General features: G+C 68.5%; 19 protein-coding genes. 11 read left to right on the top strand and 8 right to left on the bottom strand.

Annotated features, from left to right (window positions below; translation table 11 throughout):
- Positions 1–2: 2 nt before the first annotated feature.
- On the bottom strand, positions 3–2,897 hold the full coding sequence (locus tag E0H45_RS30720) for an amino acid adenylation domain-containing protein (RefSeq protein WP_165546646.1): 2,895 nt from the start codon (positions 2,895–2,897) through the stop codon (positions 3–5).
- Between the two features lie 125 nt (positions 2,898–3,022).
- On the opposite strand from E0H45_RS30720, the gene E0H45_RS30715 reads away from it, so the two are divergent.
- From E0H45_RS30715 to E0H45_RS30685, 7 genes are all read left to right on the top strand, one after another.
- The gene (locus E0H45_RS30715; RefSeq protein WP_131343649.1) at positions 3,023–4,900 is read left to right on the top strand and encodes a condensation domain-containing protein; all 1,878 of its coding nucleotides are present in this window, start codon (positions 3,023–3,025) and stop codon (positions 4,898–4,900) included.
- Between the two features lie 143 nt (positions 4,901–5,043).
- Positions 5,044–5,721: a response regulator transcription factor gene (locus E0H45_RS30710; RefSeq protein WP_165546645.1), complete on the top strand. Its 678-nt coding sequence runs from the start codon at positions 5,044–5,046 to the stop codon at positions 5,719–5,721.
- Between the two features lie 282 nt (positions 5,722–6,003).
- Positions 6,004–9,510 (top strand): non-ribosomal peptide synthetase, encoded by a 3,507-nt coding sequence (locus E0H45_RS30705; RefSeq protein WP_131343645.1) that lies wholly within the window; start codon positions 6,004–6,006, stop codon positions 9,508–9,510.
- 9 nt (positions 9,511–9,519) lie between these two features.
- A complete protein-coding gene (locus E0H45_RS30700) occupies positions 9,520–10,941 on the top strand; it encodes a condensation domain-containing protein (protein ID WP_131343643.1) in 1,422 nt (473 codons plus the stop codon).
- Positions 10,938–11,222 (top strand): acyl carrier protein, encoded by a 285-nt coding sequence (locus E0H45_RS30695; protein WP_131343641.1) that lies wholly within the window; start codon positions 10,938–10,940, stop codon positions 11,220–11,222. The genes E0H45_RS30700 and E0H45_RS30695 overlap by 4 nt, the downstream gene beginning before the upstream one ends.
- On the top strand, positions 11,203–12,903 hold the full coding sequence (locus E0H45_RS30690) for a condensation domain-containing protein (RefSeq protein ID WP_131343639.1): 1,701 nt from the start codon (positions 11,203–11,205) through the stop codon (positions 12,901–12,903). Before E0H45_RS30695 ends, E0H45_RS30690 begins: the two co-directional genes overlap by 20 nt.
- The gene (locus E0H45_RS30685) at positions 12,900–14,435 is read left to right on the top strand and encodes an amino acid adenylation domain-containing protein (RefSeq protein WP_131343637.1); all 1,536 of its coding nucleotides are present in this window, start codon (positions 12,900–12,902) and stop codon (positions 14,433–14,435) included. The genes E0H45_RS30690 and E0H45_RS30685 overlap by 4 nt, the downstream gene beginning before the upstream one ends.
- Positions 14,436–14,449: 14 nt before the next feature.
- On the opposite strand, the gene E0H45_RS30680 is transcribed toward E0H45_RS30685, so the two are convergent.
- Positions 14,450–15,019, bottom strand: a complete 570-nt coding sequence (locus tag E0H45_RS30680) for an N-acetyltransferase (protein WP_131343635.1) — start codon at positions 15,017–15,019, stop codon at positions 14,450–14,452.
- Positions 15,020–15,050: 31 nt separating this feature from the next.
- Here E0H45_RS30680 and E0H45_RS30675 point away from each other — a divergent pair, with 31 nt between their 5' ends.
- From E0H45_RS30675 to E0H45_RS30660, 4 genes are all read left to right on the top strand, one after another.
- Positions 15,051–15,257: an MbtH family protein gene (locus E0H45_RS30675; protein ID WP_131343633.1), complete on the top strand. Its 207-nt coding sequence runs from the start codon at positions 15,051–15,053 to the stop codon at positions 15,255–15,257.
- On the top strand, positions 15,254–16,462 hold the full coding sequence (locus tag E0H45_RS30670; protein WP_131343631.1) for an ATP-grasp domain-containing protein: 1,209 nt from the start codon (positions 15,254–15,256) through the stop codon (positions 16,460–16,462). Before E0H45_RS30675 ends, E0H45_RS30670 begins: the two co-directional genes overlap by 4 nt.
- A 150-nt stretch (positions 16,463–16,612) precedes the next feature.
- Positions 16,613–17,311 (top strand): response regulator transcription factor, encoded by a 699-nt coding sequence (locus tag E0H45_RS30665; protein ID WP_238155385.1) that lies wholly within the window; start codon positions 16,613–16,615, stop codon positions 17,309–17,311.
- Complete coding sequence (locus E0H45_RS30660; RefSeq protein WP_131343629.1) at positions 17,308–19,884, top strand: DUF4153 domain-containing protein; 2,577 nt, start codon at positions 17,308–17,310, stop codon at positions 19,882–19,884. The genes E0H45_RS30665 and E0H45_RS30660 overlap by 4 nt, the downstream gene beginning before the upstream one ends.
- A 138-nt stretch (positions 19,885–20,022) precedes the next feature.
- On the opposite strand, the gene E0H45_RS30655 is transcribed toward E0H45_RS30660, so the two are convergent.
- The 6 genes from E0H45_RS30655 to E0H45_RS30630 all read right to left on the bottom strand — a co-directional run bounded on the left by E0H45_RS30655 (position 20,023) and on the right by E0H45_RS30630 (position 25,207).
- A complete protein-coding gene (locus tag E0H45_RS30655) occupies positions 20,023–20,895 on the bottom strand; it encodes an LLM class F420-dependent oxidoreductase (RefSeq protein ID WP_131343628.1) in 873 nt (290 codons plus the stop codon).
- A 118-nt stretch (positions 20,896–21,013) separates the two neighbouring features.
- On the bottom strand, positions 21,014–21,982 hold the full coding sequence (locus E0H45_RS30650; protein ID WP_131343626.1) for an aldo/keto reductase: 969 nt from the start codon (positions 21,980–21,982) through the stop codon (positions 21,014–21,016).
- A gap of 38 nt (positions 21,983–22,020) precedes the next feature.
- Complete coding sequence (locus tag E0H45_RS30645; protein WP_165546644.1) at positions 22,021–23,115, bottom strand: low temperature requirement protein A; 1,095 nt, start codon at positions 23,113–23,115, stop codon at positions 22,021–22,023.
- Positions 23,116–23,149: 34 nt separating this feature from the next.
- On the bottom strand, positions 23,150–24,019 hold the full coding sequence (locus tag E0H45_RS30640; RefSeq protein ID WP_131343622.1) for a helix-turn-helix transcriptional regulator: 870 nt from the start codon (positions 24,017–24,019) through the stop codon (positions 23,150–23,152).
- A gap of 91 nt (positions 24,020–24,110) precedes the next feature.
- Positions 24,111–24,434: a type 1 glutamine amidotransferase family protein gene (locus tag E0H45_RS43005; protein ID WP_202872578.1), complete on the bottom strand. Its 324-nt coding sequence runs from the start codon at positions 24,432–24,434 to the stop codon at positions 24,111–24,113.
- Positions 24,362–25,207, bottom strand: a complete 846-nt coding sequence (locus E0H45_RS30630) for a helix-turn-helix domain-containing protein (RefSeq protein ID WP_131343620.1) — start codon at positions 25,205–25,207, stop codon at positions 24,362–24,364. The genes E0H45_RS43005 and E0H45_RS30630 overlap by 73 nt, the downstream gene beginning before the upstream one ends.
- Positions 25,208–25,295: the final 88 nt, after the last annotated feature.

The raw sequence follows: 25,295 nt of genomic DNA, 5'->3' as shown, positions 1-25,295 counted from the left end.
ATTCAGGGCTCGAGGATCTCGGTCAGCGTACGGCTGGTCTGCTCATCGGAGAATCGTGCCAGCTCGGCGACGAAAAGCCGCTCCATCAGGGCGACCTGGGCCTCGAGCGTGTTGTGGGTGAAGAGGTCCGGAAGCTGAACCGGCACGCCGAACCGTTGCTCCAGCCGCATCGCCAGCAGCGCCAGACTGAGCGAGTTGCCGCCGAGCTCGAAGAAGCTGTCGTGCGGCTCGGGGGAGCGGCTCAGGAGCTCCTGCCACAGCAGGGCGATGGCGGCTGCGGCCTCCTCGTCATCGGTGTCCGGAGAGTCGGTCGCGGCGGACTGCTCCACCGGCATCGCCGCGAGCGCGAGCCGATCGACCTTGCCGGTGCTCCCGAGCGGGAAGGCGGGCAGGGCCAGCAGATGCTGCGGCACGAGATGCGGAGGGACCGCGGCGGACAGTTGCGCACGCACGGTCCGGACATCGAGCTCGCAGCCGGGGTCGCCCACCAGGTAACCCACGAGGAAAGTCTGACCGGTGCTGTCACGCCGCGGCAGCACCACAGCATCCGCGACCGAGTCGACGGCGCACAGCGCGCACTCGACTTCGGCCGGTTCGACCCGGCAGCCGCTGATCTTGACCTGGTTGTCGGCCCGGCCGAGGTACTCGATGCGGCCGTCGTCGTGCATCCGGCCGATATCGCCGGTGCGGTACGTCCGGCGACCGTCCGGCCGGCGTACGAATGCCGCCTCGGTGAGCTCTGGGCGACCGATGTAACCGTCGGCCAGAACCGGGCCGGACAGGCAGATCTCACCGGTCTCGCCGTCGGGGACCGGTCGTCCCGACGGATCGCAGACCTCCACCACAGCGCCGTCGATCGCGGCTCCGATCAGCGGCAGCTCGTCCCAGCCGGCGGGGTCTCCGTCGAGCAGCTCCGCGGTCACCACGTGGCTCTCGGTCGGACCGTACTGGTTGTCGAGCGTCGCGCCGGTCGCGCGGAAGAACGCCCGGACAGTGGGAGTCATCCGCAACTGCTCGCCGGCCGTGATGACCTCGCGGAGGTGCGACGGCGGACGGCCGGTGTGCGCGGTGGCGTCGGCGATCAGGCGCAGGCCGACGAATGGCAGGAACAGCCGATTGATCCGCTGCTCCTCGAGATGGGTCAGCAGCAGGCGCGGATCCTGCCGGACCTCCTCGGCCGCCAGCACCAGGGTGCCGCCGGTCGTCCAGGTCGCGAAGATCTCCTGGAACGAGGCATCGAAGGTGACCGCGGAGAACTGCAGAGTGCGGTCGCCGACGCCGCAGGCCGAGCGTGCCCGCTGCCAGCGCAGCAGGTTGGCGAGCGGGCCGTGCGGCATCGCCACGCCTTTCGGCTGTCCGGTCGAACCCGACGTGTACATGACGTAGGCCAGGTCGGTGGCGGTCGCCGTACGTGGCTGGTCGGGGCTCGGACCGGGTTCAGCGGTGATCGACTCGAGCCGGCAGTCTTCCGGCAGGTCCCACTGCTCGGGAGCGGCCGTGTCGCACAGCAGCACCTGCGCGCCGCTGTCGGCGAGGATGAAGTTCCGGCGGTCTTCCGGGTGCCCGGGATCGATCGGCACGTACGCCGCCCCGGACCGAAGCACCGCCAGGATGGCGACGTACAGGTCCTTGGTACGTCGATGGCACACGGCGACCCGCTCCGTGCCGCTCAGTCGGCCGGCGAGGGCGTCGGCAGCCGTCACCAACTCGCGGTAGCTCAGTTCACCGCCGGTCCAGCGCAGCGCGATGGCTTCGGGATGCTCGGCGGCGACTGTTCCGACCAGGGTGTGCGGGAGCGGCTCGGGCTCACTGGTCTGCGTGCTCGCCAGGAACTCCTCGATCAACGCCCGGGCGGCTGCCTCGTCGCACCGGTCGCGGTCGAAGTCGAGTCGTCCCGCTACTCCGCCTGTCCCCAGCTGCCGCACGACGAGCGTGACCTCGGGGGGATCCAGGACCGGGGCGGCCAGGAGGTCGACCGGCGCGATCAGCTGTCCGGGGAGACTGTGGCCTTCGGCGACGCTGTCGATGACGGTGCGGACCGTGTCGACAGCCGGGTTGCGCAGGATTCCGTAGTGGTCGGCGTCCACGTCGACCGACACCAGGTTGTCCGCGCCGACCAGAGCTCGCCAGGCGTCGGTCGCGTTCGGCCCGTCCCAGCGCGCCGCCCGGATCAGGTGCAGTGGAAGATCGGCGGGCTCAGGGTTGTAGCTGTCGAGCGCCCAGGTCGCGTTGCGGTGAACTCGGTAGCGCTGCAGCAGTTCGGCAGCGGTCTGGTCGAGGCGACTTCCGCGAGCCGTCAAAGCGGCCTCCGCCATCGCGATCGCCACGTCGGCGGGATATCCCCAGGTCTCGGACGGAAGACTCGCGACGTCGGTCGGGTCCCCGGCCGAGCGCAACAGGTCGTGGAAGAAGCCTTCGAGGTACTGCGCTTCGGTGCGCGTCATCCCGTCGTACATCGCCGGCCGTGGCATCGAGTCGATCAGGACGAGAGGAACTCGCGGTCCCTGCCGGACCATCTCGTAGGCCAGCACACCGCCGAACGACCATCCGGCCAGCACACCCGGACTCACACCGGCCGCCTCCAGACGGCGCCAGTAGCTCGCTGCCAGGTCTTCCAATGACAGCCCGGTTTCGCCGCTCAGGCCGTCGTCGGCCTCGAGCGCGTACGCCGGACGGCCTGACTGCAGGCTGCCGACCAACTCGACATAACTGAACACCTGGCCACCGACGGGATGGACGAGCACCACCGGCGGCCCGTCCCCGGGCCGGAGCCGGTGCAACCTGGCCGGCCTTCCAGGCCGTTGCTCGCGCCGCCGGCGGAGCTCGGCGAGCAGTTGCTGCTTGCGGTCGGACAGGGTCGTCGCGCGCGGGGTGCTGTCAGTCGCGTTCGATTCCATGGTGGGCTCCAGAGGACCGCTCGACGGATCGGCTCGGCACACAACCGACCGGGGGTTGACGTGATGACTATAGTAAAGTCCGACATTGATTATAGTCATACATCCTTGTTGGGGGAGGTCGACGGATGACGCAGTTGACCGAAGAGCTGGCCGCCTTGCCGCCCAGTCGCCGCGCCGCTCTGCTGGCGAGATTGCGGGCCGGCGGCTCCGGCCACGACACTGACATTCCGCGGACGGACGCGTCCCAGGTCGAGGCGCCGCTGACCGCGGCCCAGCGCAGCCTGTGGTTCGTCGAGCAGTTGAATCCGGGGACACCGACGTACAACCTGCCGCAGTACCTGCGCCTGCGCGGTCCGCTCGACGTCGAGGCGCTGCGCCGAGCCCTGGTCCGGGTAGTCGAGCGCCACGAGGCACTGCGCAGTCTCCTGCTGGAGCGCGACAGCGGTCCCGTTCAGCTGGTCCTGCCGCAGATCCTGGTCGAGCTGCCTGTGCACGACGCGGCAGGCAGGTCCACCAGCGACGTCCTGTCCGAGGCTGACCGGGTCTACGGCAGAACGGTGTTGCCTCTGGATCGGGCGCCGTTGTGGCGTGCGGCTCTTTACCGGCTCGCGCCCGACGAGCACCTGTTCGTCTTCGTCGTTCACCACGCGATCTTCGACGGACTGTCGTTCGGCGTCTTCGACCGTGACCTCGCGGCCTTCTATGCCGAGGAATGCGGCCGGGGGCCTGCCAATCTGCCGAGCCTTCCGGTCCGGTACTCCGACTACGCGAGATGGCATGTGGGCCGGCTCTCCGACGAGCGGCTGCGCGTGCTCCAGGACTTCTGGCGGACCGAGCTCGGCGGCGCCGAGACCGCGGAGCTGCCGACCGATCGGCCCCGGCCGGCCAAACCGACCGCGGCGGGTGCGGTGGCGGTCGGCCGGATCCCGGCCGACGTGTGCGCCGCGGTCCGGGAGCTGTCCAGGCAGCGGCGTACGACGGTCTTCGTGGTCTGCCTCGCGGCCTTCTGGGTGTTGCTGCACCGGCGTACCGGCGGGCAGGACGTCATCGTCGGTTCGTCGACGGCCGGCCGGAACCATGCGGCCGTCGCGAACTCGATCGGCTACTTCGTCAACGTGGTCGCGCTGCGCGGCCGGTTCGCCGACCGCCCGACCTTCGCCGAGCTGGTCGACCAGGCCACGCGCTGCATCACCGAGACCCTGGCCCACGGCGACCTCGGCTTCGAGGAAGTGGTGCGGGTGGTCGCGCCGGATCGGGACAGCGGTCGTTCACCGCTTTTCCAGGTCTCCTTCGCGGTCGGCGGAGACCAGGCCGGGCCGCCCCTGGCCGGCCTGCAGGTCGAGCCCTTGCAGATGCACCACGGCACCGCGCGCTTCGACATGGCCTGGGGCGTCACTTTCGGGGAGCATGCCGACGTGGGGGTGGAGTACAGCACCGAACTCTTCGACCTCGAGCATGTCGAAGGCCTGATCGAGGAGTACGCCGAGATCCTGCGGGCGTTCGCGCGTTCTCCCGAGGTACCGGTGTCGTCTCCGCATCCGGAGGACTCGTCGATCGACCAGTCCGTGCGGGAGGCGTGCCGACGGCATCCGGACGCGGTGGCGATCCGATGCCGCGACGGTGAGCTGACCTATGAAGGGCTGCTCGACTGCCTCGAGGCCGGGAGCGCTGCGGACGGCTGGCCGACGATCGTGCGCCAGTGTCTGGGATCGGCTGGAGACGTCGGCGAGGTGATCGCGGAGGCGCTGAGTCTGCGACCGGGTGACGAGTTGGCCGTCGATCTACTCGACCACGCCGAGCCCGGCCCGGAGCGTCTTGCGGCGGTCCGCCTGGCCCTGCTGGCCGGTGCGACCGTCCGGCTTCTCGACGGTGCGGAGCGCGGGTCCGCGGCTCCGGTGTTCCTGATCCGCCGGGCAGCGGCCGGCCCCACCGAGACGTGGACAATTCCCGCACGACCGGTCACGGTCCGTGAGGTTGCAGCATATGACACTTGTGTTGAATAGCATGCGCTCGTAGCCTGCTACGAACGCGGGCACACTCTCCGAGCTATAACAGTGGTAAATAGCTGATCAGATAAATGTTGTTCAGCGGTAGTTCTTGTGAGGCAAGAACGTTTTCCGACGTGTTTTCGGAGCAAGGGGGAACAATGTTCGGCAGTACTCGCTACAATGATTCGAGCCCGCCCCGGCCCATCAAGGTTGCGGTCGCCGCCGAGCATGCGCTGATCGCCGGTGCGATCACCACCCTGCTGCGGTCCGAACAGGGGATCGAAGTTGTCGCCGACCGAACGAGCGGCGGTCCGGCCGATCGAGGTCCGGCCGACATGACCGTGGTCACCGGTGGGCCGTCCGTCCTCGAGGAGTTCTGCCGGCCGGCCAGCGCCGATGCGTCGCACCCGGTGGTCGCGATCGCCGGGCCGGTGCCGCACCATGTCGTGCTGGGTGCGATCCGGCAGGGTTGCCGTGGAATCGTCAGCGATGCGGCGGTCGACACCGAACTCGCGCTGGCGGTGCGGTCGGTGGCGGGCGGCGGTGTGTTCCTGTCGCCGCTGATGGCCGGGCCGCTGCTGGACTGGCTGGCCGCCCAGCTGCCGGTCGATCGGACGCCGTTGCTGCACGCCAAGCTCTTGCTGACCGACCGGGAGCAAGAGGTGCTGAAGCAGTTGGGGGCCGGCCGGACCAACGCCGGTATCGCCGCCGCACTGGTGATCTCCGAGGCCACCGTCCGCACCCACGTCTACCGGATCCAGACGAAACTCGGTCTGCAGAGCCGGACCGAGGCGGTCATCCTGGGCTACCAGTTCCGGCTCGGCGTGGCTGCCTGACGACTGCCGTACGCACTCTGTTGACACGGCGTCGGCGGCTCGTTGACAAAAGCTCAGCAAAATCAATGACAGAAAGATCAGCGATCAGGCTGACGACTGTTTACAGGTCCCTTTCATAGAGTAATTGCCATCGACACGGACATTCTTCCAAAAATGTCCGACGGCTCTCTGAGAAAGGTGATCCAGATGTTTCCGATGGACATTGACTGGCCCTGGTAGACACCTCGCGGCCGCCGGCCGCACGACATCATTTCATCCGATGCCGCTCCAGGAGGTGTGGCCATGGCCGAGCTTGTGACAGTCCCGATCCGGCCCCGGCAGTCTGCGGTCTGGCTGGCTGAGCAGCTGACCGGGGTTGCTGGAATCTGGAACCGCAGTCGATCGATCCGCGTGACCGGTCGTCTCGACACCGATCTCCTCGACCGTGCGGCCGGCCATGTGGCCGCCCGGTACGAGGAGCTTGCCGTGGGCTTCCACGACGTCGACGGCCGTCCGGCCGCCGGCCTGAGGACCAGCCCGGCCATCCCTGTTCGTGTGGTCGACGCAGGCGACGACTGGTGTGAGCAGGCGACGTACGACGCCTGCTCGGCCTTCGACCTGGCTACCGGGCCGTTGGCCCGCCTGGTGGTGTACCGGCTCGGCCCCGAGGACCATGTGCTGGTCCTGACCGTGCACACGATCGCCGTCGAGGCACCGGCTGTGCCGGCGCTCCTGGCGGATCTCGGTCTCGCTTACCGAGCCCTGAGCGAGAGCGGAAACCTGGATGTCGTCCTGCCGCACCGGGGCGGCACCGAACCCGCGGCGAAGGACGGAGCCGACGTACTGTCGTACTGGCTCCAACGGCTCTCGGGCGTCCCGACCGTCACGAACTGGCCTTCGGACCGGTCCGCCTCGGAGTTCGGGAGCGGTGGTGCCGTTCGCAGCGTGCTGCCACGCGAGTTGTTCGCGCAGATCGAGTCACTCGCCGCCCAGCTCGATGTGCCGTGGCCGACGGTTCTGCTGACCGGACTCCGGGTGCTGTTGTACCGGCACACGCAGCAGACCGACCTGTTGATCGGCGTCCCGGCCGAAGCCGATCTGCTCGCCTGTTCACCTGACACTCTGTTGCCGGCCAGGCTGGACCTGGTCGATGACCCGGCGTTCCGCGACGCTGTTCTGGCTGAGGCCGCCGGGCACTGCGCGGATCGAGCCCGGACCGGATTGTCGCTGTCGTTGCTCTCGCGCGCGCTGCGTCCCGAGTCCGACCTCCTCTCCAACTCGCTGGTGCAGGTGGCGTTCACTGTTGCCGCCCCGGTGGACAACGGCACCTGGGGCGGTCTCGATGCGATGCCTGTCCAGCTGCCGGTACGGCGATCCGAGTCCGAGCTCGGCGTACAGGTCTCGGTGCTCGACGGCTCGGCGGAGATCGAGTGGACCTTCTCGGACAGCGTGCTCGACACCGGCACGGTTGAGGGATTCGCTGCCCGGCTGACTGTGCTGCTGGCCGACGCAGTGCGCGATACCACGCGAGCCGTGTCCGCTCTCGAGCTACTGACGTCGGCGGATCACCGCTACCTCGCGGAGGTCGAGGGCCGCAACACCGCGATCCGGCGGCCGAAGTCCATGGGTGAACAGATCGGTGTGTGGGTCGACTCCACGCCCGATGCCGTCGCCGTACGGCACAACGAAGCGCAGCAAACGTACCGGGAGCTGGCCGCCGTCAGCGACGCGGTGGCCGGGAACCTCGCCGGACTCCAGCTTCCGCCCGAGACCCCCATCGGTCTGTTGTTGCCTCGCGCTGTGGAACTGCCCGCCGTGATCTGGGGTGTGCTGAAAGCCGGCCATGTGTGCGTACCACTCGACCCCGAGCACCCGGTCGATCGCATCCGTTACGTGCTGGACGATGCGGGCGTTTCGCTCGTCCTGACAGCGGCGGAAGGGCGGCTGGATCTGCCCGAGGTGAAGCAGCTCGATGTCAGCGAGCTGGTCGTTCCGCAGACCGACCGGGTAGCGCGGCCGGTCGTCCAGCCGGACGCGCTCGCGTACCTGCTGTACACGTCCGGTTCGACAGGCCGCCCGAAGGGCGTCGGAGTGACGCACGGCGGGCTCGCGAACAACCTGTGGGCCACTCGGGAACTGATGCGGGTCGGGCACGGCCAACGCGTGCTCGCCGTCACGACGATCTCGTTCGACATCGCCATGCTGGAACTGTTCCTCGCGCTGGTCTCCGGCGGCGAGACAGTGATCGCGTCCCGCGAGGAGGCACGTGACGGTCAGGCGCTGATGGCGGCGCTCGACCACTGGCGGCCCGACATCATGCAGGCGACACCGTTGACCTGGCAGATGCTGTTCCTGTGCGGTTGGACCGGGGCTCCCCAGCTGACGGTGTCCTGTGGTGGCGATGTCGTACCGCCGCCGCTGGCGGCCCGGCTGACCGCCTGCACGAAGTCGTTCTGGCACACGTACGGGCCGACCGAGACGACCATGTACACCGCCTGCCAGCCGATCGAGACGGGTGACCAACCGCGGATTCTCCCGATCGGGCGGCCGCTGCCCAGGACCTGGCTCCGGATTCTCGACGGAAGCCTCCGTCCGGTACCGCCCGGGGCCGTCGGCGAGCTCTGCATCGGCGGCGCGGGCGTGGCCCGGGGGTACACCGGCCGCCCGGGTCTGACCGCGCGGCAGTTCGTGCCCGATCTCGACGTACCAGGCGCCCGGATCTACCGGTCCGGCGATCTGGCTCGCTGGCGGCCGGACGGCCGGCTCGAGCTGCACGGCCGCAACGATCGGCAGGTCAAGATCCGCGGGCACCGGATCGAGCCCGGCGAGATCGAGACCGTGCTGGCCTCGCACGCGGACGTCGAACTGGCGGCGGTCGCCGTCACCGGCCAGGGGGACGCCCGCCGCCTCGTGGCCTACCTGCAGGTACGGCGGGGCACGCAGCCGGCCCGGCTCCGCCAGGAGATCAAGGCGCTGGCGGTGGACCGGCTGCCCGCGGTGATGGTCCCCTCGGCGTTCGGCATCGTCGATCCGATGCCCGTGCAGGTGAACGGCAAGATCGATCGGGCCGCCCTGTCGCGGATGCTGCCGCCCCGGCCGGACGATGCCGGCTCGGAGGCGCCGGACGCCGACGAGGCCTGGGTGCTCGGCGCCTGGTCGCGGGTTCTCGACGACGACGTCCAAGGTGGGGATTTCTTCGCGGTCGGCGGGGACCTTCCCCGTGCGGCTCAGGTCCGTCACCTCGTCCGCCGGGAACTCGGACTCGACCTTCCGCTGCGGACCTTCGTCGAGGCCGCGACCGCGACGGCGCTGGCCCAACGACTTCGCCAAGCCCGGTTGGCGGGCGCGGTCCCGGCACCGGGGACGATCCGCTGGCTGACCGATGGATCCGGGCAGACCCCACTGGTGGTGGTCACGTCCGACGAACACGGCCGCGGCCTCGCCGAGAAGCTGGCAGGGAACGCGCAACGTCGCGTCGGAATCCTGGACCTGGCGGTCGACGACCCGGTCGCCGTACTCGCATCCGGATCGACAGCCGTCCTTGTCGCGGTCGGCGCTGACACGCCTGCGGTGCTCGCCATCCGGGACCAGCTCACGGAGCGCACTGGCCTGACCCCGCCGGTCCTGGTCGTGGACGCGCCGCCGCGGAATCCCTTGGGGCCAGGGCCGATCGCCTACGCGGCCGTCGAGGGACCCGACGAATGGATGGAGCAGTGGCGCGGGGCGACCGGCGAGGTCTTGATCGCACGAGTGCCCGACGACATCGACGTACCCCGACGACTTGCTGCCCTCGCGGCAGCCGTGGAGTGAGGAAGAGCGATGGCCACCGAGCTGATGGAACGTCTGCTGGCCCTGCCCGCCGACGAGCGTCGGGAGATCCTGCACCGCAGTCGCAACCCGCGCTCCGAACAGGTCGCGGTCGTGGAGCGTCCGAACCGCTTCCGGGCGTTGCCGACGCAGCAGGCGCAGTGGTTCCTCTGGCGGCTGGCCCCGGCCAACGCCGCCCACCATGTGCCGATGTGTCACGACGTCCGTGGCCCTCTCGATCTGAAGATCCTCGGGCAGAGCCTCGAGTACGTCGTTGCCCGCCACGAGATGCTCCGAACGAGGTTCGACGTCGACGGGACCGACCTGTTCCAGGTGGTCGGCGAACCTGGTCCGGTCGAGATCGGGTACGACGTCGTCGGGGACCGCGCGGCCGCCTTCGATCTCCTGAGCCGGCAGGCCGATCTACCGTTCGACCTGTCGTCGGGACCGCTGTTCCGGGTGCACGTCTGCCGGTACGCGCCGCAGCGGTACCTGCTGCTGTTCGCGTTCCACCACATCGCGATCGACGAGCACGGGTCGGCGGTACTGGAAGCCGAGCTCGGCCAGGTGTACAACGCGATCACGGCAACGGGCGAGCTTCCGGCCCTGAGCCCGCTGCGTGCTCAGTGCGGCGATGTGGCCGAGCGGATCACACCGGAGCATCTCGACGAAGGGGTCCGGTACTGGGCGGATGCGCTCGCCGGAGGTGTGCCGGTGTCGTTGCCGACCGACCGGCCGGCCGGTGCACGGCTCGTGCTGCCGGGCGCGGTGCTGCGGCAGCCGTTCCCACCGGGTGCGGCCGAGGCGCTCCGATCGTCGGCGGCCGCCGGGGGAGTGACCCGCTTCGCCGCGGTCGCTGCTGCCTTCGCGCGGTTCCTCGGTCGCTACAGCGAGGCTTCCGACATCGTCTTCGGGACCCCGGTCTCCTGTCGCGAGCAGGAAGGCGCCGACGGGCTGATCGGCTACTTCCTCAATTCGCTGCCGGTTCGGCTGCCGGCCGACGCCGACCTTCCGTACGGCGAGGCGGTCACCGTGGCCCAGCACACGCTCAACCAGGGACTGCGCCGTCGCGACGTCCCCTTCGCCCGGATGGTCGAGGCCGTCGGCGGTGCCCGCGGACCGTTCGACAACCCGTTGTTCGACACGATGCTGACCTACCTGCCGGTGGAGTCGGTCGGCCGAAGCCTGTCCCTCAGCAACAGCCTGGTGATCGAGTCGGTCGAGCTGCCGCTCTCGGGTGGCGTGCCGTACGTCTCCTTCACCGTGCTCGACCGGGGCGACGAGCTCGAGCTCGCCGTGCGATACCCCGTCGACCAGTACGACGAGACCACGATGCGCGGCTATGCCGTCGAGTACGCCGAGTTGCTCGCCGAGCTGTGCGGCGTACAGCACCAGACCCAGGACCCGCCAACCGATCGGACGGAATCGAGATGACAGACATTTCCCCGGCTGCGACCAGCGCGGCCGCACTGCCCGGTGAGCTCCGCGAACACTGCTACCGGCCGGTGCTCGGCGACACCCCGGTCGGTGCCACCGACGACTTCTTCGCACTCGGTGCCGACAGCATCGACCTGATGCGGGTCGTGACGGCCGCTCAGGACCACTACCGGGTCGAAATCGACGTGGCCGAGTTCTTCGAAGCGCCCACTCTCGACCGGCTCGCGCAGATCGTCGGGCGGGAGCTCGCCGCCGGTCGTGTCCAAGCCGCCTCCTGACCCGACCCGCGTACCGGAGCTGATCGCGATGTATCCATTGTCCTTCGGGCAGGAGCAGATGTGGCTCGTCGACCAGCTGCTCGGTCCCGCCGCACTGTCCGCGCCGGCGCTGAGCTTGCGGGTCACCGGCCCACTCGACGTACCCGCCCTGAGGCAGTCCTTCGCCACCATCACGGAGCGGCATGCCGTACTGCGGAGCACGTTCCACTTCGGCGGCGAGACCTGCCGGCAAGAGGTCGACGCCAGTACCGAGCCCGATTTCGCGCTGGTGGAGCTGTCCACCGATCCAGGCATCGTCCGCGAGAGGTGCGTGGACGAGGTCCGCCGCGGGTTCGACCTGACCCGCGACCGTCCGGTCCGCGTACGGGTGTACCGGCTGTCCGAGCAGGAGCATGTGGTCCTGGTCGTCCGCCATCACATCGTCTGGGACGCGGAGTCCGGCGTGATCTTCGCGCGGGAGCTCGAGAGCCTCTACCGGCGGGCGGTCGCCGGCGACGGGCCGGAGTTGCCTGTGCTGTCCACGCAGTACGGCGAGATCGCCCGGAGCCAACGGGACGAGCTGAGCGGCGAGCGGCTGGCGAGTCTGCTCGGCAAGGCCCGGGACGCGGTAGGCGAACCGCCGCCGGTTCCGCTCTCCAGCCGGCCGGGCCCCGCCGCGGGCGGCCTTCAGTCCATGCCGCTTCCGGACGAGGTCGCGGAGCGGGTCCTCGATGTTGCGCGCAGCTGCCGGCTGACGCCGTACATCGTCCTGGCGGCGCTTTTCCGGAGCTGGTGGGCCGGGGCGGTCGGCGTACCGGCCGTGCTGCTCGGTACGCCGGTTTCGGCCCGGACGAAGTCCGCCCACCAGGACCTGATCGGGTACTTCGTGAATCTCGTCGTCAGCCGGGTCGACGTGGAGGGTGCCACGACCGTACGCGAGCTGCTCGCGTACGAGCGCGCGGCCGTCCTCGGGACGTTGGCGACGCGAGAGCTGCCCTACGAACTGCTGGCGCGGTCGTACGGCCGGAGCGCGGACGACCCGTTGCTGCAGGTCTCCTTCACCTATCAGCAGGTCGACCTCCCGGCGCTCGACCTGCCGGGACTGCAGACCTCCCTGTTCGATCTCGAGGCGCCGGGGCTGCCGGCGCTACCGCTGATGGTCGCGGTGGGACGTACCGAGACCGGGATGCTGATGGAGTGGGCGCACCGGGACGAGCGCGATGCCGAGCTGGTTCGCCAGCTGGCGGCCGGATTCGTCGATGGGCTCGGAGCAGCGCTGAGCGATCTCGATCGCCGTCTCGACGAGCTGTCCTGGTCGCCCGTGGAGCTCACCGGCGGACTGTCGCCGGACCGCGGCGGAACGACTGTCACCTGGCTGGCGGACGATGCCGGCGCACCGCCGGTCACGCTGCTGGAGAAGGAACTGGCGGCCGCCTGGTCCGAGCTGATCGGGGTGGAGGTCGAGGGAGTGGAGACGTCGTTCTTCGGCCTCGGCGGCCATTCGCTGCTGGTTGCGAAGCTCGCCGTACGACTGTCGGAGCTCTTCGGAGTCCCGGTGCGGATCGCAGATCTGATGGAGCGGCCAACGATCGCGGCGCAGGCCGTCCTGATCGAAGGCCTGCTCGAGGCGCAGATCGCGAGCCTCGAGGTGGACGAGGTGGATCGCCTGGTCCAGGAGCTCGCCGCTCGGGAGATCCGATGACCGCCGAGGTCCTCGACGACCAGCAGCGGTGGCAGGGCAGCCACCTTTCCTTTGTGGACCGGTCGATTCCGGACCGGTTCGCCGAGCGGGCCGGGGCTCAACCGGATGCCGTAGCCGTTGCCGCAGGCACCGAAAGCCTCAGCTACGCGGAGCTCGATGCCGCATCGGCCGACCTGGCTGCGCGACTGCGAGCTGCGGGTGTACGTCGTGGCGCACGGGTCGCGTTCGCCGTACGGCGGGATCCGTGGCTGGTCGTGGCGATGCTCGGGATCCTCCGGGCCGGTGCGGCGTTCGTACCGCTGGAGCGTGGCATGCCGGCCGCTCGGGTCCGCGCGATCCTCGCCGACGCGGAGCCTTGTGCGATCGTGACCGACGACGAGGACACGGATGTCTTCGGATCGATTCCACGGCTGCCGGCCCGGTCCGCCGGCGGTTCGGACTCCGGCCCGGTGGAGGAACTGGCGGGCGACGACGTCGCCTACGTCCTCTACACGTCGGGCAGCACGGGAACGCCGAAAGGCGTCGTCGTGTCGCACCGGTCGGTGGTCGCCTTCGTCGCGGCGGTGGAGCAGTTGTTCCAGCTGACTGCTGCTGACCGGATCGTCGCCTTCGCGGCATCGGTGTTCGACGTATCGATCTTCGACGTCTTCGGGGCCTTGCTCACCGGGGCGCGGATCCAGGTCGCGACCGACGCCGACCGGCTGAACGTACGGCGCCTGCAACGGCTGCTCGAGGACGAGGCGATCACCGTCGCCGATCTGCCTCCGGCCGTGCTCGGCATGCTCGATCCGGTTCGCCTGCCCGACCTGCGGGTGGTGTTCGTCGGCGGCGAGGCGTACCCCGGTTCACTGGTGAACGCGTGGAACCGAGGGCGCCGATTCGTCAACGGCTACGGACCGACCGAATGCACCGTGACCATGGTGACCCACGACTGCGACGGCGTGTGGGACACCTCGCCACCGATCGGCCTGCCGATCGCGAATCACGTCGCCTACGTCCTGGACGAGAACCTCGAGCCGGTGCCGGACGGCGCTCCGGGTGAGCTGGTCATCGGCGGGACCGGCCTCGCGTACGGCTACCTCAACCGTCCGGGACACACCGCCCGCGTGTTCGTCCCCGACCCGTTCGGCGCCGACCCGGGCGCTCGGCTCTACCGGACCGGCGATCGGGTCCACCGGCTGCCGAACGGACGGCTGGTGTTCCTCGACCGCATCGATCGTCAGGTCAAGCTGCACGGTGTCCGGGTGGAGCCCGGCGAGGTGGAAGCGGCGTTGATGCGCGATCACGAGATCGCGCAGGCCTACGTCACCGTCTGGATCGACACGGACGGCCGCAAGCGTCTGGCGGCGTATGTCGCCTCCCGGGACGGGGCTGCGGTGGATCCACGACAGCTGCGGTCGCGGCTGTCCGAGCGGCTGACGAGCTCGATGATCCCGGCCGTGATCACCGTCCTGCCCACGCTCCCGCTGACCAGCAGCGGCAAGATCGATCACCGTGCGCTGCCCGCTCCGGTGTTCGGAGCGACGCCGTGAGAGCCCTGGTCAGATCAGTCGAGCAGTCGCTGCATCACGACGCGACGTCCGGACGCCGGGCGGATGTGCTCCTTGAACCCGTTGCGTTCGTACAGCTCGATGGTGCCGGTGTAGAGGGCGCCCGGCTTGCTGCCGCCTTCGGTGTCGACCGGGTAGCCCTCGATCGCCCGTGCGCCGCCCTTCCGGGCAGCCTCGACCGCGGCGGCCAGCATCGGGTCGAGGAGACCCTTGCGACGGAAACCGGCGCGGACGAAGAAGCACACCACCGACCAGACGGACTCGTCCTCCGGGTCGGCCGGAGCGATGGTCGTGGACCGGATCACCTTCGGGAACGTCGGACGCGGAGCCACCGAACACCAGGTCGCCGGCTTGCCGTCCGCATAGCCGATCAGGCCCACCTGCTGCCCGGATTTCACCATCGACTCGAGCTCGGCGCGATTCCCTGCGTTCCCGTTGGCAGTGAACTCCTTGCTGGTGAGCCGCCAGGTCATGCACCAGCAACCTCGGTACGTCCCGTTCGGACCGAACAACTCGGCCAGATCGTCCCATCGGGTCGCGTCCACCGCTTCCACCACCACATCCACCCGGACATGCTCTCATGAGCCAGGAGGCACGATGAGCGACCACAGCCAGCGCACCGTCGTACGCAACGAGGAAGAGCAGTACTCGATCTGGCCCGTCGGCCGTGAGCTGCCGCAGGGTTGGACAGAGGTGGGTGTGAGCGGTCCCGAACAGGACTGCCTGGACTACATCGAGCGGACCTGGACGGATCTGCGTCCGTTGAGTCTTCGCCGCGCAGTACAGGCACCGGACCAGTTATGACCGCGCGGAAGCCGACGCTGGCGGTCGTCTACGACCGTGGAGCGGTGCTGCCGTTCGAGATCGCGCGCAGCCTGCGGCCGCTCGCCGAGCTGGTGTTCGTCGTCCCGCCGTCCGACCATGCGCAGCAGGCATCGAAGGTACTGCGGGCCCTCGGCGAGGTGCGGGCGCTCGATGACGCGATGTCAGGCTCGCGACCGGACGGCGTGGTGACCTTCAGCGAACGGATGCTCGGCGCCACATCACGACTCGCGGCTGACTGGGGTCTGCCCGGCCACAGTTCTGACGTCGTCGAGCTGGTGACGGACAAGTATGCGCAACGGCGGCGACTGGCAGCCGCGGGTGTCGATCCGGTGCGCTGTCACCAGCTCACGCGTGCCGGGGACTGGGCGGCGGCATGCGACGACGTCGGTCTGCCTGCGGTGCTGAAGCCCAGTCATGGCGAGGCCAGCCGGGATACCTTCCTGGTCCATGATCGGCGAACCGGCGCCGACCTGGTGGATCAGCTGCTCAGGAGGACACCTGCGCTGGTCGTCGAGGAGTACCTGTCCGGCCGGCCCGCGCAAGGGGTCGGCGACTACGTCTCGGTCGAGAGCATCACGTCGTACGCGCAGACCCGCCACCTCGCCGTGACCGGGAAGTTGCCGCTCGTGGAGCCCTTCCGCGAGACGGGCCAGTTCTGGCCGTGCCAACTGTCGTCCGACGAGCAGGACGAGATCACGGCGTTGACCGGCAAGGCTCTCGAGGCTCTCGGGATCACGTTCGGCATCAGCCACACCGAGGTGAAACTCACCCCGCACGGGCCCCGCATCATCGAGGTCAACGGCCGCCTCGGCGGACATCTCGCCGACCTCGCACTCCGGTCGAGCAACCTGGATCTGGTCGCACTGGCCGCCAAGGTCGCGCTCGGAGAGAATCCCCGTTTCGAGAGCAACGCACCGACGGCCGTCCACTTCCAGCACTACAGCAGTGGCCCGGCCGACCGGGTCCGCGTGCAGTCGATCCCCGACGGCCGGGAAGTCTCCGCCCTGGAAGGCGTGGACCACTACCGAACCTTCGTCCAGCCCGGATCGATCGTCGCCGGAGGCACCGCCACCAACCAACTCGACTTCCTCGCCGGCCACGCACCGACCCACCCCGAAATGCTCACGATCCTCGACCAGGCGATCCCTCTGCTGACATTCGAATTCACCACTGACGTGAAGTGACGCACGGTCACGATCAGATCGAGGTCCTGCGGCCGGTGGCGTTCGGCGGCCTCGAGTTCGATGATGCTCGGGCGGCCGGTCCAGCAACCTGCACAGAACCTTCACGAGTCGTCGTGTCTGTCTGACCAGGTCGGCTCCTATGGTCGGAGCGTGGTAGTTGACGGAGTGGGCCGCCGGATTCTGGTGGTCGAGGATGAGCCGGTGATCAACCAGGCGGTGACTGACCGGCTGCGTGGGTCCGGGTACGACGTCGTGCAGGCGTGGGACGGGCCCGGAGCGGTCGAGCAGTTCGCGGCGAGCGCGCCGGACCTGGTGCTGCTGGACGTGATGCTTCCTGGGTTCGACGGGCATGAGGTGTGCCGGCGGATCCAGGCTGAGCGGCCGGTGCCGGTACTGATGCTGACCGCGCGCGACGACGAGGCGGACATCCTGGTCGGGCTCGGGCTGGGGGCGGATGACTACCTCACGAAGCCGTTCCGGATGCGGGAGTTGGTGGCTCGGGTGGCGGCTCTGCTGCGGCGGGTCGAGCGGGCTGCCGAGTTGGCTGCCCGACCGGCTGCCGAGGTGGGCAACTTGCGGATCGACTCGGCCGCGCGCCGGGTCTGGGCCGCTGGGGCCGAGGTCCATCTGACGCCGACCGAGTTCGATCTGCTGCTCTGTCTGGCGGCGACGCCGGGTGACGTCTTGACCCGGGAGAACCTGTACGCCGAGGTGTGGGGCTGGCCGGGTGCGTCCGGGACCCGCACGGTCGACAGCCACGTGAAGGCATTGCGAGCCAAGATAGGCGCCGACCGCGTGCGAACGGTCCACGGCGTCGGCTATGCCCTCGAGCCCGGGAGCACGACGTGAGCGGCCCGCTGATGGATCAGGTCACGTCGGTCAAGGTCAAGCTCGGCCTGCTCGTAGCGATCAGTGTGACGGTGGCTTCGATCGTCGCCGCGGTGGGGGCCGTCGGCGACGTACCTGTCTGGCTCAGCATCCCGGTCACGGTGGCCCTGGCCCTCGGCGTGACCCAGTTGCTGGCAGTCGGCATGACCTCACCCCTCCGCGAGATGACCGCTGCGGCCCGGCAGATGGCACGAGGCGACTACTCCGGTCGAGTCACCGCGACCTCGAGCGACGAGGTGGGGGAGCTGGCACGGGCCTTCAATCGGATGGCTGAGGACTTGGAGGCCGTCGACCGCCAACGCCGTGAGCTGGTCGCCAACGTGAGCCATGAGTTGCGTACGCCGCTCGCCGCGCTGTGTGCCGTACTGGAGAACTTGGTCGACGGAGTCGCCGAGCCGGACCCCGTCGCATTGCGGACAGCGCTCGACCAGGCAGAGCGGCTCTCGGCACTCGCCTCGGATCTATTGGATCTGGCCCGGGTGGACGCCGGTGCGGCTCGACTGTCCACCACACAGGTCGCGGCCGCGGAGTTGCTGGAGCAGGCCGTCGCCGAGGCTCGAGTGACTGGTCGTGAGGTGCGGTACGACGTGCGCGTCACGCCGCAGGACCTCAGTGTCCCGGCAGATCCAGCACGGCTGCACCAGCTGATCGCCAACCTGCTCGACAACGCGTCCAGGCACAGTCCTGCCGGTGGAGTCGTCCGGATCACCGCCGAGGCCACAGCCACCGGATGGCGCTTGGAAGTCTTGGATGACGGGCCAGGTGTCCCTGCCGTCGACCGGGACCGAGTCTTCGAGCGGTTCGGGACGCTGACGGAGGCGGGCGGTGGCGGTGGCACAGGTCTGGGTCTCGCGATCGCCCGCTGGGTGACCGATCTCCACGGCGGCACCATCCACTTCGTCGACCCCGCACCGGGTAGTACGGGTGCCCGCGTCCGCGTCGACCTACCGCACGAACCACGTCAACACATTCAGGTCGTCAAGCACGAACAACGGCAACACACTCAGGTCGTCAAGAGGGAGCCCGCCATGCCTAAGCCGGTCGAGACGCCCGCACCCGCTGCAGCGCCAGTGCGGGTGTCGGAGCCAGCGATGGATACGCTGTTCGGCAGGTTCTGGCCGGAGACCGGCCTGCCCGGCAACCTCCGTGCGGTCCTGTCCTGCTTGGGAGTCGGTCTGCTGGCCGGCATCGTCCTGCCATTCCGCGACATCGGTATCGGCACGTTCGTCGTACTGCTGGCAGCCGGGGGAGTGATCCTCGGCTTCAGCGTCAACCGCCGGTCCCGCTTCACGCAGGCCTGTGCTGCGCTCTGCGCGCTCTTGGCAGCGACAGCCGTACTTCGGGATGCGGAATGGATCGTGGTCCTGTGCCTGCTGGCGGGCGTCGCGGTCTGCATGGCCGGACTGGTGAACGGCCGCTCGCTACCGAGCTTCGTGCTGGCCGGCTTGGCCTGGCCGCTCGCTGGGCTCCGGGGACTGCCGTGGCTGGGTCGCTCTGCACAGGCCGTGAGAGGTCTGCGTACGAGTGCTGCGGCGCTGCGGACTGCGGTGTGGTCGTTGCTGGGGGTCCTGGTCTTCGGACTGCTGTTCGCGTCGGCCGATGCGGTCTTCGCCGAGTGGGCGGGCGTCGTCGTACCGGATCTGAATCTCGACACGTTCGTACTGCGTGCGTTCATTACCGTGGCGGTAGGTGGCGTCGTACTGGCAGCGACGTACGTGGGGCTGAATCCGCCCAGCGTCGAGCCTGCGGGCGCTCCGGTGCGGCCGGTCGCGCGCCGGTACGAGTGGCTGGTGCCGGTGCTGCTTGTGGATGCGGTGTTCCTGGTCTTCCTGGCAGCGCAGGCTACTGCGAACTTCGGTGGTCACGAGTACCTGGAGCGCATCACTGGGCTGACCTACGCGGAGTACGTCCACCAGGGCTTCGGTCAGCTCACTGTGGCCACTGCACTCACTCTGCTCGTGGTCTGGGCCGCCGCTCGCAAGGCACCGCGTGCCACGCCTGCTGACGTGGCCTGGCTGCGTGGGTCGCTCGGTCTGCTCTGCTTGCTGACCTTGGTGGTGGTCGCGTCCGCGCTCTACCGGATGCACGTCTACCAGGAGGCCTACGGCTTCACCGAGCTCCGGCTGCTCGTCGACGTCTTCGAGGGCTGGCTCGGTCTGCTCGTGATCGGAGTGATTGTGGCCGGCGTGACCATGAAGGCAGCCTGGCTGCCCCGGGCCGCGCTGCTCAGCGGCGCCGGCCTCCTTCTCGGGATCGCGGCCATCAACCCAGACGCATGGATCGCCCAGCACAACGTCGACCGCTACGCCGCGACCGGCAAAGTCGATTGGTACTACCTGCAAGGGCTCTCCGACGACGCCGTACCAGTACTCACGACGCTGCCGGACGACGTCGTTTACTGTGCTCTGACCGCTCGTGAGCCCAGCAAGAACGACTGGCTCGAGTGGAACCTCGGCCGCCACCGCGCCGACCCCCTCATCCGCGCCCACGCCGACGCCACTCCAGTGACCTGCCGAAGCGAGCCTGCGGGGTAGCAGGTTGGTCTCGGCATCAGGATGGACGACCCGCTCGTTGTCCAGGGAGGTTGGATCGTTTCCCGTCCGCGATGCGCTCCTCGAGGTGGGAGATCTCGTGCCCGTCGGTTCTCGTCGCAAGGGGCATGGAGTGGGTGGTCAGAAGGCTGCGGTGACTGGGATGACGTCCGAGCCGATGCGCTCCAGTACGTCGAGGCGTGGGACCTGCGGGACCATGCCGATGGCAGCGCTGAAGCCGAGGCCGTGGAGGCGGCCGAGTTCGTCGATCAGTTCGCTGGTCTTCTCGCCGTTCTCGCCGGTGTCGATCAGGTGGTAGACGGTCTTGGTGATGTCGTCGTAGTCGCGGCCCTCGTTCTCGCAGTGCTGTTTGAGGACGTCGAGTTTGTGTTCGAGATCAGGGGTGTTGAACACATTGCACGCCTGTGCGTACTTTGCGACCAGGCGCAGCGTCTTCTTCTCGCCGCCACCGCCTACCATGATCGGCGGATGCGGCTTGCTGAGCGCTTGAGGAACGTTCATCAGCCGTTCGGCCTGGTAGTGCTGTCCATTGAACGGGCCGTCGTTGTCGGACCACATCTGCAGCAGGTACTGGAGCGTCTCCTCCAGGCGCTCGAATCGCTCGGCGACAGGCGGGAACGGGAAGCCGAGACCACGCGATTCCTCCTCGTTCCAGCCGGCGCCGAGCCCGATCATGGCGCGCCCCCCGGACAGTACGTCGAGCGTGGTCATCGCCTTCGCGAGCAGGCCCGGATGCCGGTAGTGCACGCCGGTGATGACGGTGAGCAGTTTGGCGCGTTCGGTGTGAGCGGCCAGGAATCCGAGCGTCGTGTACGCCTCGAGCATGTCGTGCTCCGCCGGCCCCACACCGCGGATCTGGAAGAAGTGATCCATCACCGCGACGTAGCCGAAGCCGGCCTGGTCGGCCGTCCGGGCGACAGCCGCGAGCTCCGGTCCGAGCGCGGCCGCGCCGTTCGGCCAGGTGAAGTCAGGAATCTGCAGACCGAGTTCCATCCGGGGTGTCCTTCCGAAGTGCCAACGAGCTGATGTTGTCTCCACCTAACACCCGCGCCGAACCTCGTTCAATCGACGGCTTGGGTGGTACTGGCCGAGCGCTACTTCCCTGGAAGCGTCAATACCAATAGGGCTTCTGCGGGACGTAGGGCATCTCGAGCGTTTGGATCTCCTGGTCGGTGAGGTGGAGGTCCAGTGCGGTGACCGCTTGGTCGAGGTGGTGGGTTTTGGTGGCTCCGACGATCGGGGCTGCGACGACCGGTTTGGTGAGGAGCCAGGCGATGGCGACCTGGGCCATGGGGGCGCCGCGGGTTTCGGCTATCTGTTGTACGGCGTTGACGACGGGTTCGTCGGCGGGGCTGTCGAAGGTTCGGGCGACCTCGTCGGTCGATGAGCGCACCGTCTGGGTTCCCCAGGGACGGGTCAGGCGCCCCTTGGCCTGGGGTGAGTAGGGAATGCTACTCACTCCCAGGTCTGTGCACAGGGGCAGCATTTCGCGTTCTTCTTCGCGTTTGAGCAGGTTGTACTGATCCTGCATGGACACGAATGGCATCCAACCGTGGAGGGCGGCTGCGTGCTGGAGTTTGGCGAACTGCCAAGCCCACATCGATGAAGCCCCCAGGTAGCGGACTTTGCCGGCCTTCACCAGGTCGTGGAGCGCCTCCATGGTTTCCTCGACTGGGGTGTCGGGGTCGAAGCGGTGAATCTGGTACAGGTCGATGTAGTCGGTATCGAGCCGGGTGAGGGAGGCTTCGACTTGTTCGAGGATTGCCTTGCGGGACAGTCCTTGCCCGCCGGGTCCGTCGTGCATGTGCCCGAAGACCTTGGTTGCGAGCACGATGTCCTCGCGGCGGGCATAGCGTTTGACGGCGCGGCCGACGTACTCCTCGGAGCTGCCGCGCTGGTAGGTGTTGGCTGTGTCCCAGAACGTCACGCCGAGTTCGATCGCCTGGCGGAAGAACGGCTGTGCGGCGTCCTCGTCGAGGGTCCAGTTGTGCAGACCGTGGCTGGGGTCGCCGTAGCTCATGCAGCCCAGTGCGATGCGGCTGACCTTGAGCCCCGAGTTCCCGAGTCGGCTGTACTGCATGCGTACTCCTCAGTTGGTGGCAACAGCGGCGAGCTTGCTCATGTGGTCCGGTGCAGGGTTTGTGGGACGACGCGATGCTCGACGACGTTCAGGACGATCAGCAGCGCTGCCAACAGCGTGACGGAGGCGAGCGCGGGGATTGTGGGCGCCACTGCGATGAGGCTGAGACAGGCCGCGGCAGCGACCAGTCTGGGTGTGGCCAGAGTGTGGAACATGTGCCACCGTGTGAAGGCAAACGCACCGAGGTAGATACAGGTGCCGGCGAAGAGCAGGGTCGCGGCGTCGAGGTGCAAGGGTTCTGCTGGGTCCCGTACGGCGGCACCGATGGCTGCGGCGACGCCGATGATCCCAGCGATGAGCATCAGATGTCCGTAGGACAGTACGGGTCGGATGATCTCGATGCGCACTGTGGACGACTCGATCGCGTGGTGGATGGCTGTAGCGGAGAAGGCGAAGTACACCCACCACAGGCCGCAACAAACGGCGAACGCGGCGGCGAGGGCAGCGAGCCCGAGGGCGTCGAGCTGGTGTTCCGCGGCGGCGGCTCCGGTCGCGACCACCGTTTCGCCCAGGGCGATGATCACGAACAGCCCGAACCGCTCGGCGACATGGGATGCGTCGAAGGGCGCGGAGCTCAGGCGTTTGCGTGCCAGGAACGGAACGCTGAGGTCGGTCAGCGCGGCGACGGCCCAGACCGCCGTTCGCCCCGCCGGCGGCAGGAGGGCTCCGGCCACAAAGAGTGGTCCGGTGAGGAACGCACCCACGGTGAACGTGGTGAAGGCGGCGCGATGGGGCAGACCTTGGATCGCGAGCAGCAGACCGAATCTGGCTACCCAGTACGTTCCGCCGAACCAGAGGGCGGTGCCCTCGAACGCCCCAGGCAGGGACAGGGCGAGGATCAGGCCGCAGAAGGCGACACCGAACATTCCGAGTCGTCCTCGCACAGTGTCGATCTCGTGCAGGTTCGCGTGCATCGTGCCTCCGACCCACACCCAGAAGACCGGGATGAAGACGATGAGCGCACGGCAGACGCCGAGCCACGAATGATCGTGGTGCACCAGCTCCGACGCCGAGGTGACGGCGAAGACGAAGACGAGATCGAAGAACAGCTCGAGCCAGGTCACGCGCTTCACAGGGCCGACCTCCGCTGTGACTGGCAGCGTGACGTCACGTCGGGTTGCCGGTGGCCATGTGGGCGGGGTCGGCGGCCCAGGAGGCCAGCAGACGTAGGCCTTCGTGCGACGGCGTGCCCGGCTCGGCGGTCCAGACGATGATCTGGAGATCGGGATCGGCCGCCCAGGTGACGGCGTTCCAGTCGAGGTGCAGGTCCCCGACGACGGGGTGGTGCAGGTGTTTCGTGCCGGTGTCGCGGGTTGCTACATCGTGCGCTGCCCACCACCGTCGGAACTGGGCGTCCTGGATCGAGAGTTCGCCTACCAGTTCGGCCAGCTTTGCGTCGCCCGGGTTGTTGGCGTTGTGCATCCGCATCTGGGCAATGGCGAGCCGGGTGACTCCCTCCCAGTCCGCGTAGAGCTCGCGCATGGCCGGGTCGGTGAGCAGCAGCCGGATGTAGTAGCGCTGCTGGTCGGGGATCTTCCCGAAGTCGGTGATCATGGCGGCGCCCAAGGCGTTCCAGGCGACGATCTCGGTGCGCGGACCGATGACGAAGGCGGGTGTCAGCGCCATGTCGTCGAGCATCCGCTGAAGTTGCGGCTGCACCTTGGGACGCGGGCGGCGACGGTGTGGGCGGTAGTCGTCCTTGGCCGCGAGCTCGTACATATAGGCGCGTTGATCGTCGTCCAGGCGCAGCACCCGGGCAAGCGACTCCAGTACCGGCGGCGATGCCTGGATCCGTCCCTGTTCGAGGCGGGAGTAGTAGTCGGTGCTGATGGCGGCCAGTACGGCGACCTCCTCGCGGCGCAGCCCCGCGACACGCCGCGGGCCCGCCGCGGGCAGGCCGACGGCGGCCGGGTCGAGTTCGGCGCGGCGTGCCTTGAGGAATGCGCCGAGGTCGCTGCGGTGGAGATCGCGGTTCATGCCCTCAGCGTCGCATCGGTGATCGAGGTTGTCACAGGGAGAGTTCTGTCCCTCCCTGGCCGGGGGCCCGCGGCAGGGACGCGGCGCGGCGTCAGCCGAGAGCCTTGAGCAGTTCCTGGGCGAGCGGGACGGCCGAGCCGGGATTCTGGCCGGTGTAGAGGGTGCGGTCCACCTCGACGTGCGGGGTGAATGGCGCGGTATCGCGGTACTCGGCGCCGAGGTCGGCGACCAGGCGGTAGCCGTGGAACGGGGACTTGCCGTCGGCGTCGACGGTGGCCAGGAGTGCTGCTGGACCGTGGCACGCGGACCGTCCACAGGTGGATGAAGCGGGCGTCGGCCTCGTCAGTCCCCTGCTACCCAGGACGCCAGGACGCGTAGTGAGTCGGCGGAACGGCTGCCGGGTTCGGCGGTCCACACGACCAGATGCTGCTCGGGGTCGGCCGCGCTCGTGAGGGTGTCCCAGTCGAGAGTGAGCGCGCCGACCACCGGGTGATTCAGGTCCTTGGCTCCGACCCCGCGGCCGGCGACGACATCAGCGGCCCACCACGTTCTGAACTGCTCGTCCCGCGTCGACAGTTCGCCGACCAGGGTGCTCATCCGCGGATCGCCCGGAGTGCGTGCCGCCTCGGTCCGCAGTTGCGCCACAGCCCTCCGGGCGACGTTCTCCCAGTCCGGGTAGAGCGTGCGCATGGCGGGGTCGGTGAACAGCAGCCTGACGTAGGTTCGGTGCTTTTGCGGGATCTGTCCGAAGTCAGTGATCAGGGCAGCGGCCATCTCGTTCCACGCGAGGATGTCGGTGCGGCGACCGAGCACAAAGGCAGGGATCCCGGGCAGATCGTTCACAAGGCGCTGTAGGTGGAGCTGGACCGTCTGCCGGGCGCGCCGGTAACGGCGATGGAAGACATCGTTTCCGGCGAGTTCGAACAGGTAGCTGCGCTGGTCCTCGCTCAATCGCAGCGCCTGGGCGAGCGTGCCGAGAACCGGGCCCGTGGCCGGTGCTCGGCCCTGTTCGAGACGGGTGTAGTGCGCGGTGCTGATGGCCGCCAGGAGAGCCACCTCCTCGCGGCGCAATCCGGGCACCCGCCGTGGCTGCCGGCTGTCGGGCAGTCCCACATCTCCGAGAGCGAGTTCGGCCCGGCGAGCCTTGAGGAACTCTCCCAATTCACGGAGGTTCGAGCTCCTGGGCATGTGCTCCACGATGACATCCGACGCGGCTCGTGTAAGGGGGACAGTTCCCTCCCTGTTCCGTTTCGGCCAAGCACACAAAGATGGAACG

Origin of the sequence: Kribbella soli (assembly GCF_004331345.1) — a bacterium.
Lineage (GTDB): Bacteria > Actinomycetota > Actinomycetes > Propionibacteriales > Kribbellaceae > Kribbella > Kribbella soli.
Note: the sequence above shows the minus strand (reverse complement) of the source record. Positions and strands in the feature narration are given on the sequence as shown.

What these genes read in the sequence shown, in the direction of transcription:
- E0H45_RS30720 (WP_165546646.1), bottom strand. Translation starts at nt 2,897, where the DNA reads ATGGAATCGAACGCGACTGACAGCACCCCGCGCGCGACGACCCTGTCC.
- E0H45_RS30715 (WP_131343649.1), top strand. Translation starts at nt 3,023, where the DNA reads ATGACGCAGTTGACCGAAGAGCTGGCCGCCTTGCCGCCCAGTCGCCGC.
- E0H45_RS30710 (WP_165546645.1), top strand. Translation starts at nt 5,044, where the DNA reads ATGTTCGGCAGTACTCGCTACAATGATTCGAGCCCGCCCCGGCCCATC.
- E0H45_RS30705 (WP_131343645.1), top strand. Translation starts at nt 6,004, where the DNA reads ATGGCCGAGCTTGTGACAGTCCCGATCCGGCCCCGGCAGTCTGCGGTC.
- E0H45_RS30700 (WP_131343643.1), top strand. Translation starts at nt 9,520, where the DNA reads ATGGCCACCGAGCTGATGGAACGTCTGCTGGCCCTGCCCGCCGACGAG.
- E0H45_RS30695 (WP_131343641.1), top strand. Translation starts at nt 10,938, where the DNA reads ATGACAGACATTTCCCCGGCTGCGACCAGCGCGGCCGCACTGCCCGGT.
- E0H45_RS30685 (WP_131343637.1), top strand. Translation starts at nt 12,900, where the DNA reads ATGACCGCCGAGGTCCTCGACGACCAGCAGCGGTGGCAGGGCAGCCAC.
- E0H45_RS30675 (WP_131343633.1), top strand. Translation starts at nt 15,051, where the DNA reads ATGAGCGACCACAGCCAGCGCACCGTCGTACGCAACGAGGAAGAGCAG.
- E0H45_RS30670 (WP_131343631.1), top strand. Translation starts at nt 15,254, where the DNA reads ATGACCGCGCGGAAGCCGACGCTGGCGGTCGTCTACGACCGTGGAGCG.
- E0H45_RS30655 (WP_131343628.1), bottom strand. Translation starts at nt 20,895, where the DNA reads ATGGAACTCGGTCTGCAGATTCCTGACTTCACCTGGCCGAACGGCGCG.
- E0H45_RS30650 (WP_131343626.1), bottom strand. Translation starts at nt 21,982, where the DNA reads ATGCAGTACAGCCGACTCGGGAACTCGGGGCTCAAGGTCAGCCGCATC.
- E0H45_RS30640 (WP_131343622.1), bottom strand. Translation starts at nt 24,019, where the DNA reads ATGAACCGCGATCTCCACCGCAGCGACCTCGGCGCATTCCTCAAGGCA.
- E0H45_RS30630 (WP_131343620.1), bottom strand. Translation starts at nt 25,207, where the DNA reads ATGCCCAGGAGCTCGAACCTCCGTGAATTGGGAGAGTTCCTCAAGGCT.